The organism is Georgenia sp. AZ-5 (assembly GCF_043952095.1).
In the GTDB taxonomy this organism is placed as follows: domain Bacteria; phylum Actinomycetota; class Actinomycetes; order Actinomycetales; family Actinomycetaceae; genus Georgenia.
Genome location: NZ_JBINOU010000001.1, coordinates 3,863,276 through 3,878,626, shown reverse-complemented (window position 1 = coordinate 3,878,626; position 15,351 = coordinate 3,863,276). Strand labels below are relative to the sequence as shown.

Here is a 15,351-nt window from a genome sequence, read left to right as displayed (position 1 = left end):
CCCAGACGCGCGGAAGCTGCCGCTCGTCCACAGGGATCGCACCGGCGGGCGGTGCGCGGGTGCGGGAAGAAGCAGAGTTCCGGCCATGGGCCGACAGCGCGGAGAGGACCTCGTTCTTACGCGGAACCTCGGTGGCCCGGGCGCGGACCCGGGTGGAGTGGTGGATCCGGGGCGCTCGCCGGCGCTCGTCCGGGTGCGGCGTGGGGCCTACGTGGCCGCCAGCACGTGGGCCGCCTCCCGCCCGGCGGCCCGATACCGGTATCTCGTCGAGGCGACGGTGTCGATGATGCGGACGACGGCCGTGCTCTCGCACGAGTCGGCGGCGGTGCTGCTCGGGCTGCCTGTCATCGGCCCGTGGCCGGATCGCGTCCACGTCGTGGAGCCGCTGGCCTCGGGGGGCCGGTCGACCGGGATGATTTTCCGCCACGGTGTCCGTGAGCTGCCCCGCACCGTTCAGGCCGCCGACATCGCGGTGACCAATGTCGCGCGTACTGTGCTCGACCTGGCGCGCACGCGTTCCTTCGCCTCTGGGCTCGCCGCTGCCGACTTCGCTCTCGCCGTGAACCGGTGCACCGAACTGGACCTGTGGGAGGAACTCGAGAGGCTGCGCGGCACTCGTGGGTTCAGGGCCGCTCGCCACGTCGTCGAGCGTGCCGACGGCCGTTCCGAGTCGGTGGGGGAGTCGCTGAGCCGTGCACGCATGTACGAGCTGCGCCTGCCGATCCCCGAGCTGCAGCAAAGTTCTTCGACGACGGCGGGTTCGTCGGCCGCTGCGACTTCTGGTGGAACCACCTGCGGCTCATCGGCGAGTTCGACGGGAGGGCCAAGTATCAGCGGGACGGTGTCGCGCGCGACACCGATCCCTCGGACACCGTCTGGCAGGAGAAGCGTCGGGAGGATCGGCTTCGTCCGCTGGTCTCCGGCCTGGTGCGGTGGACCTGGAGCGAGGCCTACGACAGGGAGCTGTTCGCTGTGGTCATGGCGCGTGCCGGGATAATGCCCGCCCGGTGAATGCATGGCATCGCGCCCGGGGAGCCACCGGTTCGCCGAGCGCTGCGGCACTGTCTACGGAGGTCTCGGTGCGGAGTGCGTCTCCGGCGGAGGAGGTGCGGAGGGCGTCTTGCGGCGGAGGAGGTGCGGAGGGCGTCTCCGGCGGAGGAGGTGCGGAGGGCGTCTCCCGGCGGAGGAGGTGCGGAGGGCGTCTCCCGGCGGAGTGCGACGGGACGCAAGGGGCCGGATCGAGGGACCGGAGGCGGCCCGGTGCGCCTGCACGTGACGTCGCTCTCCTCCGCCGTCCCGCCGGGGCGCCGCGGTTTCCGGCAGGCGCCCGATGCGGCTAATATGTTCAGGTTGCCTCGGCGAGGGACGCCGGACGGGCCAGCACGCTGACCCTGGCGCCGGACGTGCCGCCGGACGTGGTCTCCACGCCCCCGGTGCGTACAGTGCCGCCGGATCCGTGATCGACGCGGTGGTGCCTCGTCGCGCCGTCCGTACGACGTCCCACGCTGAGGCCCACCGCCCTACGAGAACACCTGCCCCAAGGAGACCCCCGTGGCTGACAACCTGAACCTCACCGCGACGCGGCGCACCGAGTTCGGCAAGGGTGCCGCCCGCCGCACCCGCCGCGCCGGCCTCATCCCGGCCGTCCTGTACGGGCACGGCACCGAGCCGCAGCACCTGGCGCTGCCCTCCCACGAGACCTTCCTGGTCGTGAAGGACCACGCCAACGCGCTGATCACGCTCGACATCGAGGGCACCGAGCAGCTGGCCCTGGTCAAGGACGTCCAGCGCGACCCGGTGCGCCGCACCATCGAGCACCTCGACCTCGTCGTCGTCCGCCAGGGCGAGCGGGTCACCGTCGAGGTGCCGGTGCACGTGACCGGCGAGTCCTTCCCCGGCACGATCCACCAGATCGAGCTGCAGACCCTCCGGGTCACCGTCCCGGCCACCCGGATCCCCGAGGTGGTCCCGGTGCCGATCGACGGTCTGGAGGACGGTGCGCTCGTGCGCGTCGCCGACATCCCGCGGCCCGAGGACGCCACCATCGACGACGACCCGGAGGAGATCGTCGTCGTCATCTCCGTCCCGCGCGTCTCCGCCGAGGACCTCGGCGAGGTGCCCGCGGAGGAGACCGCCGAGGCCTGAGCCTCACGAGGATCGACCGTCGCGCCCAGGCCGGAACGGCCTGGGCGCGACGTCCATGTGCGCCGGCCCGCGGCGGGCTGCGGCCGCTGCCGGTGGCCGCCGCTGCCGTTTCGTCGTGCCGGAACTCGAAGGAGGAGCATGAGCCCGTGGCTCGTCGTCGGTCTGGGTAACCCCGGACCGCAGTACGCCGGCAACCGGCACAACGTGGGCCAGATGGTGCTCGACGTGCTCGCGCGCCGGATGAACGGCTCCTTCACCGCCCACAAGGCCCGGGCGCAGGTGCTCGACGGCCGCCTCGGCATCCTGCCCGGCGGCGCGCCAGGCCCGCGGGTCATCCTGGCCAAGCCCGGCTCCTACATGAACGTCTCCGGCGGACCGGTGGGCGCGCTGGCGAAGTTCTACGGCATCGAGGCCGACGAGCTGCTGGTCATCCACGACGAGCTCGACCTGCCGGCCGACACCCTCCGCCTGAAGCTCGGTGGGGGAGAGGGCGGCCACAACGGGCTGAAGTCCATCTCCTCCGCGATCGGCACGAAGGACTACCTCCGGCTCCGCGTCGGCATCGGTCGCCCGCCGGGCCGCATGGACCCGGCGGACTACGTGCTGCGGGACTTCCCCCCGTCGGAGCGCGCCGATCTCGCGGTGACCCTGGAGGAGGCCGCCGACGCGGTCGAGGAGGTCCTCACCCTGGGGTTGGAGAAGGCGCAGCAGCGGCTGCACACCGTATAGGCGTCACGCCGTCACGACTGGAGGACGAGGTCGGCATGGGCTGCGCGAGGTGCAGCGGGCTGAGGTCCCGCAGCTCCTTCCGCGACCGGATGCCAAGCTTGCGGTAGACGTTGGTCAGCCGGAGTTCGACCGTTCGGATGGAGACGTACAGGGCGCTGGCGATCTCCTTGTTGGAGGCACCGTCCCGCACCAGGGTCGCGATCTGTAGCTCGTTCGCCGTCAGGGCGACGTTCTCGCTCGTGTCGGCCGCTGGCGTGGCGAAGCTGATGGAGCGGGCGTCCGCCGCTGCGCCCAGGTCGGCGGCTCCGCTGAGGAGGTAGAGCTCGCTGGTCCGGGCGAGCAGCAGCCGTCGGTGGGCGTCCCGCTTGATGGGTGCGCCCGCGCCGGCCAGCCGTGCCGCCTGCTCTCCATGCTGTTCGGGTGTGAGCTGAGCGATGCGCGCCTCGGCGCACGCCAGGACGCCTGCTGCCTGCCCCGGAAAGAGGTGCTCGCACGCTGCTGCTGCCGCGGCGGCCGCAGTCGCGACGACTTGCTCCACCGGGGCACCTAGGACGTCGAGCAGCAGCCGCTCGAATACGCCGCTGCTACCTCGCACAGCCCCGGCAGCGGCGAACTCGACCGAGGGGCACTCCAGCGCGTGCCACCGGGCATGAAGCAGACCGAGGTGCGCCGCCGTCCTGGCATCGCCAGTGAGGCGGCTGCGCTCCAGCATGTCGGTGAACTGTTCCGTAACGCTCTGGAAGTGACCTCCGGCAGCTGCGCGCTCGGCGTACTCGTGACGCACGGCCCTGGCGACCGCCGAGGTTTCCGGGTGCGAGCGCGCCTGGTGCTGGGCGTCATCCAGCGCAGCGGCCGCATCTGCGACTCGGCCTCGCAGCCTCAGCACCCGGGCGATGTGAGCCAGGCCGACACCGCCGACGGGCAGGTGCACCGGCTTTTCGCCGATCTCGTCGGTGATCTGTTCCGCTCGGTGGAGCTCCCACGTAGACAGGTGGAGCTGCAGTCCGAGCACCGTGACCTCAGCCGCGACGAGCGGCATCTGGCAGCCGCGGGAGCGGAAGTCCAGGTCGGCGAGCCACGTCCGTGCACGAAGCCACTGGCCAGCGCGGACGAGCATGGCCACGGTGTCTACCGCGAGAGCCCAGCCCATCACGTCGGTGCCGGGGAGGGCACCCGTGAGAGCCGGGAGAGGACGGCAGGTTGCCTCCGGTGCGGCGGACCCCCGGACCAGGCCCCGTGTCACAGCGAGCTCCATGGCGAGCTGCGCGTGCTCCGCCGGAGCGGCAGTGGCCCCCGCGTTCTCGGCCTCGCCCTCGGCGCGGGACACAAGAACTTCTGCTTGCTCAAGCCGCGCTCTCGCGTTGGCTCCGTCGAGGTGACGTGCGCACAGCCGCGCGGCCAGAGCTGCAACCGAGGCGGCAGCCCTCGCGTCGGTCCGTTGCAGCTCGGCGACCGCCGTATCGGTGATGGCGATCGGCACGGCGCCGTCACGGAGCGTGAGCGCAATCAGGTACGGCACGACCGCCCGGTACAGCTGGTGTTCTTTGGCCGCGAAGACCGCGTGCGCCAGCAGTCGTGTGGCTTCACCGGGGTGGCCTGCGTACATTGCCGCCACCCCGGCGGTCATCGTGAACTCGTACCTCTCAGCGTCGGTGGCCTCTAGGCCCGACGCCACCTCGGTGAGCCGGAGTGCCGTCAACGCGTCACCGGCCTCAAGTCTCTGGCGCGATGCTTCGGCGATGCCCCTGAATGTCCGCGGGTGGCTCTCGGCGTCAGCGGTGTGGATTTCGACGGCCAGGCACGCGGTATGCCAACTCTGTTCCAGCGAATCTTCTGGAGCATGGCCGCGGAGCGCCTGGTGAACCCGGTCGAGCTCGCGGGCAGGAGTGAGCGCGAGGACTGCAGAAGCCATGCGTGGGTCGTTCGGCACGACGCGGTTGTTGGCACAGCGTAGAGCAGCGTCACCGTCGGGGCCGACGACATCGCTGACCAGAGCACTGCAGCTGCGCTCGAGGACGCGCAGCGGCGCGTCCACCGAGACGGCCGCGGCCAGGACGAGGGTGCGATGTTCGAGCGGCAGGGTCGCCCACCATGGCCGGTACAGCCGTGCCGAGAAGTCGGTGCCAGGCAGCTGAGCGGGCAGCGGGCTGTGACCGCTGAGCTGCTCGGAGGTGAGCATCGCGCAGACCTGTGCGGCATCGCCGGGATTGCCGCCGGTGAGGCGGGCGATCGTGCGCGCGACGGAGATGGGGACGGGGACATCGGAGTGGAACCGCACAGCCGCTGCCGCCGCAGCGGGCACCAGTGGCCGAAGCGGGTGCACCCAGAGGCCACCTCCGGCGGGCGGCATCTTCTGCTCCTGACCGGGAGGGGCCGCAGCGGTGACCACGACCAGCACGGGAAGGTCCACGATGCCCGCGGCCAACGGTGCGAAGACCTCTGCGACGCGCTCGTGCGACAGCTCGACGTCATCGATCGTGATCAGCAGCGGCCGCTGGTGCGTCGCGACCCGCACGATGTCGAGTGTCGACCGGAGGAGATGACGCTCGGGATATGACGCCGCGGTCTCGCCGTCGATCAGTTCCTCCAGCATGCGTGCAGAGGGCGAGACAGGGCCGGTCACGGCACCCGCCAGCACCCGACCGATGGCCGGAACCGTACGGGCGGCGACGCGGGAACCCGGTATGTGCACGTGTCGGACGGACGGAACCGTGCGGCGAACGAGCGCAACCGCCTCGCGCAGCAGAGCCGTCTTACCGGTGCCTGCGGCGCCGACCACCGCGACGACCGCCCCACGGCCGGCAAGGAGCTTTTGAGCCCGCCCGTCAAGGAAGGCTAGCTCCGGCTCTCGGCCAACCAGACCCGCACCTGGGACCTGAGCCGGCCCGGCCTCGGGCGTGGCGATGGCATCCGTGATCACGTGCGGCCTCGTGCTGTTCAGTAGGCGCCGCGGCCGCCGAAGACGGCGCTGACCGTTCGGACGAGGATGGCGAGGTCCATAGGGACCGACCAGTTGTCGACGTAGCGCAGGTCGAGACGTACCGACTGCTCCCAGCTGAGATCGGAGCGACCGGAAACCTGCCACAGTCCGGTCAGCCCGGGCTTGACCTTCAGGCGTCGGTGAGCCGCGGCGTCGTACTTCTCGGTCTCCGCCGGCAGCGGCGGCCGAGGGCCGACCAAGGACATGTCCCCGCGCACGACGTTCCAAAGCTGTGGCAGCTCATCGATGGAGTAGCGGCGCAGGACCTTGCCCACCGGCGTGACGCGGGGGTCCTGGCGCATCTTGAAGAGCGTGCCGTTCCCGTCGGAGTGCTCGGAGAGCTCGACCAGCCGGGCCTCGGCATCGGTGGTCATCGAGCGGAGCTTGAACATGGTGAATGGCCGGCCGTCCGCCCCGATGCGGGTCTGGCGGAAGAACGCAGGCCCGGGAGACGTGAGGCGAACCAGGAGAGCGGCGGGAAGAAGAACGGTGCTGGCGCAGAGCAGCAGCACGGCCCCAAACACGCGGTCGAACAGCGCCTTGGCGCGCACGCGTCGCCCCGGCGCGTCGAGCGCCACCTCGAGCAGAGCGGCACCGGCGGCGGGTCGTACGCGGAGCCGGGACGTGCCCACCTCGTGCAGGTTGGGTGAGAGCATGAGCCGCACACTCGCGCCCTCCAGCGACCACAACCGCTGGCGCAGCTCAGATGCGGTCATGGATCCGGAGGCGACGATCACTATCTCGGCGCCTGTCTCGCGCACCACGCGCGGCAGGTCGTCCAGCCCGCCCAGGGTGGGCACGGTCAGTGGTGCCTCGCTGTCAGTCCCGTCGTGCCTGACGGGCATGCATGCACCGACGACGGAGAAGCCCTCGGCCGGGCTCTCCAGCAGGCTCGCCAGCAGCGGCTCGAGGTGCTCCCGCTCGCCCACGACGACGGTGCGGAGGGCAAGTAGGCCATTCCTGCGGCGTTGGCGGACCACTGCCCGTTGCACCAGGCGGGCGACCGTGATGGCGCCGAGGGCCAGGGGGAGTGCGCCGGCGAGCGCGTGCACGGGAACGGCGTCGCCGGTGAGGTGTACGACCGCCAGCAGCGCCAGGGCGACGAAAGCTCCGCCCCGGAGGACCGCCCAGAACTCGTCGGTGCCCGCTCCCATGGTCGCCGCCGCGTAGCCGCCATGTGCGGCGACGAACAAGGCCAAGGCCAGGGCGAACACCCCGGCGACCGGGATGACGTTCGCTTCGGGCTGCATGACGGCGCCCACCACAACCACAGCGGCGAAGGCCGTCGAGGCGTCGAGCGCCAGGGCACGGACCTGGTATCTCCGAAGTTGGGGCGGCGCGGAGCGTGCGCGGGCTCGGCTGATCTGCGCGAGTACTTCGCTGAGCAGGCCGCGGATTCCGGTTCGGGTCGGCTGCAGCGGTCCAGGGGTGCCTAGCACTCCTGGTGTCCCGAGCGCAACCACGCCGACCTGCGTCAGACTCGGTTGGACAAGGTCCTCCGTCCGCACGGCCATGTGAGCCCTCCCGCTCCGGATGTGCCCGATACAGGTCGGGCGTCTAGAACTCCACCCAGGCAACCAGCGACCCGAGCGTCCGTTTCAGCCCTGTGCGGATGACGGGCGGCTGAAACGCGAGGTGTCTGCCAGGTAAACGGGATTACTCGCGGGGGTGAACGGGGTGAGCGCGGCCTGGACCCAGGGGTTGGCGGCGAGCCGGACAGATCTACCTTCCGGACCGGGTTCACCCCGGACCCCGCGAATCCGGCCCGTGTACGACCGATCCCGTCGACAATCGCGACTGGACCAACCGGCACCGCGGTGAGGAGAGCCTCGATGGATGTGTACCTGGATGACGCGGTTCTCGCCGCCGAGCTCGCCGACTCCGCGGGTCACCGGCTTCGCCAGATACGGGAACGGGCCGGCGCCCGAGGTCTGGGCAGCAAGGCGCTGAAGGAGGCCGGTGACAGCGGCTCCCAGAAGTACCTCGCTGGCGCCCTGGCCGATCGGCGACCGTCCGACGCCATCCTCTCTGAGGAGGCACAGGACGGGCCGAGTCGTCTCCGGGCACGGCGCGTCTGGATCATCGACCCGTTGGACGGCACACGCGAGTACGCCGAGGGGAGGGCAGACTGGGCGGTGCACGTGGCGCTATGGGCTGCGGGGGAGCTCGTCGCCGGGGCCGTCGCGCTCCCGGATCTGGGTGAGGTGCTCGGTACCGGCAATCCCATCGAACCACCCCCCGTCCCTCCAGGGAGGTTCAGGATCGCCGTGTCGCGCACCCGGCCTCCGGAAGAGGCTCGCCTGCTTGAGCGGCAACCCGGGGTCGAGCTCGTGCCGATGGGATCGGCTGGGTACAAGATCAGTGCTGTGGTACGCGGCGACGTCGACGCGTACTTGCACAGCGGCGGTCAGTACGAGTGGGACTCCGCGGCGCCCGTGGCGGTTGCGCGGCGGGCGGGTCTGCACGCGAGCAGGCTCGACGGCAGTGCCCTCGCCTACAACCGGGCTGACCCTTACCTCCCGGACCTCTTGGTGTGCCGCACTCCGCTCGCGGAGCCGCTGCTGGCCGCTCTGCGAAACTGATCCGGCTCGACCGCAATCGGATCTTGCGGCTCTCTTGCGGTGCTGGGCCGCTCGAACGCAGCCTCCTCCCTCGGCTCCGGTCGTAGCGTCCGCTCATGTTCCCCAATGGGTCGCCCCCAACAGCGCTCAAGAACGCACCGTGCGAGGGAGGGACCGCGATGGCCGCCACCGGAACCGAGATCGGAGTCCCCCGATACTCGATCAGCCAGCTGTCCATGCTCGAGGCGGAGTCGATCTACATCATCCGGGAGGTCGCCGCGGAGCTCGAGCGGCCCGCTCTCCTCTTCTCGGGCGGCAAGGACTCCATCGTCATGCTGCACCTGGCGCAGAAGGCCTTCTGGCCGGCACGGATACCCTTTCCGGTCGTGCACATCGATACCGGGCACAACTTCCCCGAGGTGCTGCAGTTCCGAGATCGGCAGGTCCAGCGATTGGGCGTCCAGCTCGTGGTCGGCTCGGTCCAGGCGGCCATCGACCAGGGGCTCGTCCAGGAAGAACGGTCGGGCTCACGAAATCGCATCCAGACCCCGGTGCTCCTCGACATCGCGGAGAGACACGGGTTCAACGCGTTGCTCGGCGGTGCCCGCAGGGACGAGGAGAAGGCACGCGCGAAAGAGCGTGTCTTTTCCTTCCGTGATGATTTCGGCCAGTGGGACCCGAAGAACCAGCGCCCGGAGCTCTGGAACCTGTACAACGGCCGCGTGAACGCGGGCGAGAGCATCCGTGTCTTCCCCCTGTCGAACTGGACCGAGCTGGACATCTGGCACTACATCGAGCGCGAGTCGATCGAGGTCCCCTCCATCTACCTCGCCCATGATCGCGAGGTGTTCATGCGGGGCGGGATGGTCTTCGGAGCGAGCGAGCTGTGCCCACCACGGGAGGGCGAGGAGGTGTTCACGGCACGCGTCCGCTACAGGACGGTGGGCGACGCGACGCTGACGGCCGCCGTCTTCTCGGATGCGCACACGTACGGGAAGGTGATCGAGGAGATCGCTGCCACCCGGATCACCGAGCGGGGCGCCACACGGGGCGACGACCGTGTCAGCGAGGCGGCCATGGAAGACCGTAAACGGGAGGGCTACTTCTGATGGACATGCTCCGGTTCGCTACCGCGGGATCCGTCGACGACGGCAAGAGCACGCTGATCGGGCGCCTGCTCTACGACTCCAAGGCGATCTTCGACGACCAGCTCGCGAGCGTCGAGGCGACCAGCCGCGACAGGGGCGACGACTACACCGACCTCGCGCTGCTCACGGACGGCCTCAGGGCCGAACGGGAGCAGGGCATCACGATCGACGTCGCCTACCGCTACTTCGCGACGCCTCGGCGCAAGTTCATCATCGCCGACACCCCAGGGCACATCCAGTACACCCGGAACATGGTGACGGGGGCCTCTACCGCCGACCTGGCGATCATTCTCGTCGACGCCCGCAAGGGGCTGGTCGAGCAGAGCAGGCGGCACGCCTTTCTCGTCTCACTGCTCCGAGTCCCGCACCTGGTTCTTGCGGTGAACAAGATGGATCTGGTCGACTACTCGGAGACGGTGTACGAGCGTATTCGGGAAGAATTCGCCAACTTCGCTACGAAGCTCGACGTACCGGACCTGACCACCATCCCGCTGTCCGCGTTGCGGGGAGACAATGTGGTCGAGCGGTCCGAGAACATGCCGTGGTACACGGGGACCTCGCTTCTGCATCATCTCGAGACACTCCACGTGGCCAGCGACCGCAACCTCGTCGATGTACGGTTCCCGGTCCAGTACGTCATCCGCCCGCAGCAGTCCCGGCATCGGGACTACCGCGGCTATGCCGGCCAGGTGGCGGGCGGCATCCTCAAGGTGGGGGATGAGGTGATGGCGCTCCCGAGCGGTTTGACCAGCAAGGTGGTCTCCGTGGAGACCGCTGACGGGCCGGTCGCCGAGGCCTTCGCTCCGATGTCCGTGACGGTTCGCCTCGCCGACGACATCGACATCTCGCGCGGCGACATGATCTGCAGACCGCACAACCAGCCGACTGTTACCCAGGACATCGACGCCATGGTGTGCTGGATGGCGGAGAAGCCGCTGGAGCCCGGGCAGCGACTGGCCGTCAAGCACACGACACGATCGGCTCGCGCTGTGGTCAAGGACCTCCAGTACCGCCTGGACGTCAACACGCTGCACCGCGACGAGGGCGCGGAACAGCTGGGGATGAACTCCATCGGCCGGGTCTCGCTGCGCACCACCAGCCCGTTACTGGTGGACGACTACCACCGCAACCGCCAGACCGGAGGCTTCGTCCTCGTCGATGAGGCGACCAACAGCACCGTCGGTGCGGGGATGGTGGTGGCCCGATGAAAGGCGGCGCTCACCGACGCAGTATCGTGCGCAGCTGCGTCGGTGAGTTGGTCGACGTCGGCGCGGCGGGTTCGCGCCGCAACGCCATGGCGCCGGCCACCATCACGAGCACCATCCCCGTCGCCAGGATGCCGTAGTACAGGACCTCGAGGGCCGCCATCACGAGGACCGCACTCAAAGCCAGGGCGTCGACGTCCGAATGGCGCAGTGATCCCCTGATGAGCATCAGCAGCCAGCTCATGAACAGCACTGCCCCGACGAACCCGTGCGCGAAGAGGACCATCCAGAACTGCCCCTGCGTCCCCACCGAGTCAAGGAAGGGATTCTCGGACGGGCGCGGCGCGCCGTAGCCCAGCAAGGGGGAGGAAAGAGCCCGATCGATCGTCTCGGCGTAGAGCGTGAGGCGGTCTTCGGTGGTGCTGCTGACGGTCACCCGCTCCTCCAGCCGGTCGGCCACCGGCAGCACCGCGAGAGCCACGGCGGCGACGCCGCCGAGGGCGGCCAGAGTGAGCAGCATGGTGCGGTTCCGGCCGAGCAGCGCGCGGAGCGTGAGGTATGCCGCGCCGACACCCAAGGCAAGGAACATCCCGCGGTTCAGGGTGAGGAAGGCAGGCAGGAAGGAGACGGGGAGGCAGAGCGCCAGGGGCCAGAAGCGCCGGTGGCCGCGTACGTGCCTGAGGTGGACGATGACGAACGGCAGGAGCAGGGAGTAGGCGTTGCCCCAGTTGTTCGTGTAGAGGAACGGTGCGCTCGGCCGGGGGTCCAGGGGGGCCCACGAGGCCGGCTCGAACTGCGTCACGCGTCGCACGACCATCTCGCGGACCAGGTCGTTGGCCTGCAAAGCGTCGGGAACGATGTAGCTCAACGGCGTATGGACCGTGAGCAGCGGCGTGATGATGCCGACGTATCCGCCGACCACCGCGGTGAGCCAGAAGACGGTCAGAACGCCCGAGACGTATCGCATCGTCAGGGCACGGGCGTTGTAGGCATAGAGAAAAGCGACCGTGGCCGAGACGTAGAGCAGAGCGCGGTAGACGAAGCCGATCGACCGCTCGCCGCTGTCCAGCTGCGTCGCCGAGAGGACCATCCACACGAGGAAGAGGAGCCAGACGCCGAAGCCGCGGGGTACCCGGACATCGGTGGCGCGCGACAGCGCCATGGCCATGAGAAGGGCGGCAAGGATCCAGATCATGTCGCCCAGACCGAGCAACCAGCACAGTCCGTAACTGACGAACGGCACGGCGAACGGCCAAGCCGGCAGGTCGGCCGCTCTTCGGCGGTCCAGCGGGCCCGGGCCGCTGGACGCCGGCCGTACGGGGGCACCGCGGTGGGCGTGGCGCCCAGGGTTCGTGACCATGCGCGGGGGCTACCTGGCGTACCGCAAGCCACGCCGGCGCGCGGCGTACCGGCTTCTGACGAGGTGGTACGGGCCGGCGAGCAGGCCCCGCAGCTCCGTAAGCACCAGGTCGCGGGGGTAGTCCGGGCCGCGGCCCTCGTTGCGTGCCGATCGTGGATCGAGCAGGTGGAGCAACGCCACCGGGGCGTTCTTGGCGAGGCGGGCGGCGTGCGCGGGGCCGCGCAGCAGCTGCTTGGTGATGACCGCCCCCATCCCGACCCCGTTGCCGATCATCTGGGTGCGGAGCTCCGCGTAGGTGCGCCGGTGGTAGTGCCACACCAAGGCGTCGGGCGTGTAGACGATGACGTCCCCGGCGAGGAGCACCTCGGTGAAGATGTCCAGGTCCTCGCCGCCCTGCGCGATGCTGCCCGCACCGAGGGCGACGTCGAACCCGCCTAACTCCACCAGGCGACGAGTGCGGAAGGCCATGTTGTTCCCGGACCCGACCTTCCCGGTCGTGTACGGGAAGAACGGTCCCCGTGGGGCCGGGGTGCCCAGGTGCGAGACCGAGGCCGTCCGGGTGCGCCACGACCAGATGCGTGGCTCATAGCCCTTGTCGAAGCCGCCGTAGGCCTCGAACCAGAGCTGCTCCGGGCTGCTCAGCTCAGCCGCGCGGACCAACCCCGTCACCCCGGTCACGTTGCCCTCCGTGTCGGCGTCGAATACGGCGACGATGGCGGCGAGCCAGTCCGCGTCCGGCACGGCGTCGTCGTCGGTGAACGCGACGATGCTGTGCGACGCCGCGGCCAGGCCCGAGTTGCGGGCGACGGACAGGCCACGGCGCGGTTCGCTGATGGTACGCAGCCGCGGGTCCTGAATCCCGGCGAGCAGGGCCTGTGTGCCGCCGGAGGCCGGGTCGTTGTCGACGATGCAGAGCTCGAGGTGGCGATGAGTCTGCGCGAGCAGGGACCGTACGGTCTCAGGGAGGCGCGGGTCCCGTCCGAGCGTGCAGACGACGACGGTCACGGGGGTCGCGCTGGAGAAGATCCTGCGTGGCCGCGCACGGTCGAGCGCGCGGAGGAGCTCATCGGTCGTCCCATCCGCGGCAGGGCCCGGCGTGTCGCCCGCACCGACCAGCTGGCGGACGTGGCCGGCAAGCTGGCGCAGGCACACGTCGCGCAGCTCTTCGTGGCCGGGTTCCTCCCCGAGCCCCTCGAGCAGCACACTTCCGATCGGGCGTCCGTTGACGGTGACGAGGAGGCTCAGCCGGCCGGCGGAGTTGGGTGCCGGGTACGCGGCGTCGTGGAGCACGTCGATGGCGCCGACGGGGATCGGGAAGCCGCCAGGGGGCGCTGTGTCTGTGGGCGTCATGCCCGCACGGTAGGGCCTGGGAAGCAGGTCCGGAGGCGTTTCGGGCGCCCGGTCACCGGGTTTGCGGAGCCTGCGGCTCCCGTGCGGGAAACCAGCAAGAATCCCTGCGGATCCGAGCGCGAAATCGCGTTGCCGCCGCGTTGGCGAACCATACGATGCTGCAACTCATATCCGGACGCGCATGACGACCGAGCGGGTCTCCGTACCGATCAAAGGGGTTAGAGCCCATGTCCCAGGATGCTGCAATCAACTCCATCGGCATCGGGTACTACGCCACCGTCCTGAAGAGACGGTGGGCGGTGATCGCTCTCTGCACACTTCTCGGTGTCCTCGCGGGTGTTGCCGTGCTCGAGATTCTCCCGACGCGAGTGACGGCGACGACCACCGTGAACATGAACGTGATTTCCACCGACCCGTTCAACCCGGGCCGGTCGGCCTCGGGACTCGTCGACCTCAGCACCGAGGCAGCGGTCGCGGGCTCCTTCGTGGTGGCTCAGGAGGCGTCCAAGCTCCTCGGTGCCGGTCAGAGTGCCGAGGAGCTGCGTGCCGGAACGAAGATCACCACGACGGCGGAGGCCACCGTCCTGCTGGTGAGCTACACGGCCGACTCGCCGCAGAGCGCGCGCGAGGGCGCCGACGCCGTCGCAGCCGCTTACCTCTCGTACCGTGGCGAAACAGCCAGCCAGCGTCTGGAAACTATGCTCGATGGCATCACCGACCGGCTCGAGGAACTGCGCCCGCAGCTCCTCGAAGCCAACACGAGGTTCGCGACTGCGGCCCCCGGCAGCAGCGAGAGTGTCCAGGCAGACAGCGACCGCCAGCTGATCACCGCGGAGATCGACAAGCTCATGCTGCGAAGCGCCGAGCTGGAACAGGTCGACACCACCGGCGGAACGGTGCTGAGCCCGTCCACCGGCAGCGACGTGGAGTACGAGCCGAACCCGGTGCTGCTGGTCTCCAGCGGGGTCGCCAGTGGGCTGGTGATCGGTCTGGTGCTGGCGTTCGTCGCGGGTGCGCTGGACCGCAGGGTCCGCGACGGCGGCGCGGTGGTGGCTGCGACCCACGCACCGGTCCTCGCCGAACTTGCCGCGCACGACGGCGAGCCCGAGGGCGCGATGGCCTCCTTCCGGGAGGCCCGTGAACGGGTGATGGCGCAGGTCGGCAGCCCGCGGGTGCTCGTGACCCTTGACGCATCTGCCGGAGCCGGTCATCTGGAGGTGCCCGCCGGACTAGCGACCGCGATGGCGCAGGACGGGTACGACATCGAGCTCGTTCTCGGTGCGCCGGGGCAGGAAGCCGCCGCGGAGCTCCGGGTGGCCGCGAACACCTTCAGGCCCGAGCTCCGTGGCGGAGGTGGCCTCGTCGTGCCCGGCCGCGTCGTCGTGTCGTCGGCGGGCTCCAATGAGGAGGGCGCCGCCGACGGTGACGTCGCGGCGGCCCTGCGTCACCGCGTCGCCCACGCCGCGGCGACGAAACGGTTCGTTATCGCGCTGCTCCCCGACGCCCCAACCTCGACGATGCTCGCCATCGGGCGGATCGCGGATGCCGTGGTGCTCGTCGTGGAGCGCGACCGGACGACGGCGTCCGACCTTGCCCGGATCGTCGCCGAGATGAACGACGTCAAGGCACCGGTCGTTGGCTCGGTCGTGGTCAGGCGGCGCGGCTCCCGTCGGCGCAGCGGCACCGAGGACGGTGCCAGTGGCACCGAGGGACCCGCCAGCACCCCGGGCGCGGTCAGCGCCACCGAGGGCGCGCGCGAATCCGGAAAGGCCAGATCTCCGAAGATCCTCGACCGCAGCAGGTGAAGGGACCGGCCGGGCAGGCCGCGGGCGGACCGGCGTCGGTGGCATCTCCGCCGATGCCGGCGCGTGTG

The 15,351-nt window shown here is 70.0% G+C and carries 11 protein-coding genes; 7 read left to right on the top strand and 4 right to left on the bottom strand.

Annotation, left to right across the window (positions count from 1 at the left end; genetic code table 11):
- The first annotated feature begins 211 nt into the window (after positions 1 to 211).
- The 3 genes from ACF0H8_RS17955 to pth all read left to right on the top strand — a co-directional run bounded on the left by ACF0H8_RS17955 (position 212) and on the right by pth (position 2,874).
- The gene (locus ACF0H8_RS17955; RefSeq protein ID WP_395290238.1) at positions 212 to 997 is read left to right on the top strand and encodes a hypothetical protein; all 786 of its coding nucleotides are present in this window, start codon (positions 212 to 214) and stop codon (positions 995 to 997) included.
- Between the two features lie 554 nt (positions 998 to 1,551).
- Entirely contained in the window at positions 1,552 to 2,145 is a 594-nt protein-coding gene (locus ACF0H8_RS17950; protein WP_395290237.1) for a 50S ribosomal protein L25/general stress protein Ctc, read from the top strand.
- Positions 2,146 to 2,283: 138 nt separating this feature from the next.
- Positions 2,284 to 2,874: an aminoacyl-tRNA hydrolase gene (gene pth / locus ACF0H8_RS17945; protein WP_395290236.1), complete on the top strand. Its 591-nt coding sequence runs from the start codon at positions 2,284 to 2,286 to the stop codon at positions 2,872 to 2,874.
- Here the strand turns inward: pth and ACF0H8_RS17940 are convergent.
- Together ACF0H8_RS17940 and ACF0H8_RS17935 are read right to left on the bottom strand one after the other, a co-directional pair.
- Positions 2,828 to 5,794 carry an AAA family ATPase gene (locus tag ACF0H8_RS17940; protein ID WP_395290235.1) on the bottom strand — a complete coding sequence of 989 codons (2,967 nt, stop codon included), beginning with the start codon at positions 5,792 to 5,794 and terminating at the stop codon, positions 2,828 to 2,830. The genes pth and ACF0H8_RS17940 overlap by 47 nt on opposite strands.
- A gap of 17 nt (positions 5,795 to 5,811) precedes the next feature.
- Positions 5,812 to 7,368 carry a sugar transferase gene (locus ACF0H8_RS17935; protein ID WP_395290234.1) on the bottom strand — a complete coding sequence of 519 codons (1,557 nt, stop codon included), beginning with the start codon at positions 7,366 to 7,368 and terminating at the stop codon, positions 5,812 to 5,814.
- A gap of 318 nt (positions 7,369 to 7,686) precedes the next feature.
- On the opposite strand from ACF0H8_RS17935, the gene ACF0H8_RS17930 reads away from it, so the two are divergent.
- The 3 genes from ACF0H8_RS17930 (at position 7,687) to cysN (ending at position 10,771) form a co-directional block, all read left to right on the top strand.
- Positions 7,687 to 8,436 carry a 3'(2'),5'-bisphosphate nucleotidase CysQ gene (locus ACF0H8_RS17930; RefSeq protein WP_395290233.1) on the top strand — a complete coding sequence of 250 codons (750 nt, stop codon included), beginning with the start codon at positions 7,687 to 7,689 and terminating at the stop codon, positions 8,434 to 8,436.
- Positions 8,437 to 8,594: 158 nt separating this feature from the next.
- Positions 8,595 to 9,524: a sulfate adenylyltransferase subunit CysD gene (gene cysD, locus ACF0H8_RS17925; protein WP_395290232.1), complete on the top strand. Its 930-nt coding sequence runs from the start codon at positions 8,595 to 8,597 to the stop codon at positions 9,522 to 9,524.
- On the top strand, positions 9,524 to 10,771 hold the full coding sequence (gene cysN, locus ACF0H8_RS17920) for a sulfate adenylyltransferase subunit CysN (RefSeq protein WP_395290231.1): 1,248 nt from the start codon (positions 9,524 to 9,526) through the stop codon (positions 10,769 to 10,771). Before cysD ends, cysN begins: the two co-directional genes overlap by 1 nt.
- 10 nt (positions 10,772 to 10,781) lie before the next feature.
- On the opposite strand, the gene ACF0H8_RS17915 is transcribed toward cysN, so the two are convergent.
- Both ACF0H8_RS17915 and ACF0H8_RS17910 read right to left on the bottom strand, forming a co-directional pair.
- Positions 10,782 to 11,936: an O-antigen ligase family protein gene (locus tag ACF0H8_RS17915; RefSeq protein WP_395290230.1), complete on the bottom strand. Its 1,155-nt coding sequence runs from the start codon at positions 11,934 to 11,936 to the stop codon at positions 10,782 to 10,784.
- Positions 11,937 to 12,137: 201 nt separating this feature from the next.
- Positions 12,138 to 13,478, bottom strand: coding sequence for a glycosyltransferase (locus ACF0H8_RS17910; RefSeq protein ID WP_395290229.1), 1,341 nt, complete (start codon positions 13,476 to 13,478; stop codon positions 12,138 to 12,140).
- A 227-nt stretch (positions 13,479 to 13,705) separates the two neighbouring features.
- Here ACF0H8_RS17910 and ACF0H8_RS17905 point away from each other — a divergent pair, with 227 nt between their 5' ends.
- Positions 13,706 to 15,283 (top strand): hypothetical protein, encoded by a 1,578-nt coding sequence (locus tag ACF0H8_RS17905; RefSeq protein ID WP_395290228.1) that lies wholly within the window; start codon positions 13,706 to 13,708, stop codon positions 15,281 to 15,283.
- The last annotated feature ends 68 nt before the right edge of the window (positions 15,284 to 15,351 follow it).

Excerpts from the sequence above, each read along its gene's own strand:
- pth (WP_395290236.1), top strand. The coding sequence starts at position 2,284 with ATGAGCCCGTGGCTCGTCGTCGGTCTGGGTAACCCCGGACCGCAGTAC.
- ACF0H8_RS17935 (WP_395290234.1), bottom strand. The coding sequence starts at position 7,368 with ATGGCCGTGCGGACGGAGGACCTTGTCCAACCGAGTCTGACGCAGGTC.
- ACF0H8_RS17930 (WP_395290233.1), top strand. The coding sequence starts at position 7,687 with ATGGATGTGTACCTGGATGACGCGGTTCTCGCCGCCGAGCTCGCCGAC.
- cysD (WP_395290232.1), top strand. The coding sequence starts at position 8,595 with ATGGCCGCCACCGGAACCGAGATCGGAGTCCCCCGATACTCGATCAGC.
- cysN (WP_395290231.1), top strand. The coding sequence starts at position 9,524 with ATGGACATGCTCCGGTTCGCTACCGCGGGATCCGTCGACGACGGCAAG.
- ACF0H8_RS17915 (WP_395290230.1), bottom strand. The coding sequence starts at position 11,936 with ATGGCCATGGCGCTGTCGCGCGCCACCGATGTCCGGGTACCCCGCGGC.
- ACF0H8_RS17910 (WP_395290229.1), bottom strand. The coding sequence starts at position 13,478 with ATGACGCCCACAGACACAGCGCCCCCTGGCGGCTTCCCGATCCCCGTC.
- ACF0H8_RS17905 (WP_395290228.1), top strand. The coding sequence starts at position 13,706 with ATGTCCCAGGATGCTGCAATCAACTCCATCGGCATCGGGTACTACGCC.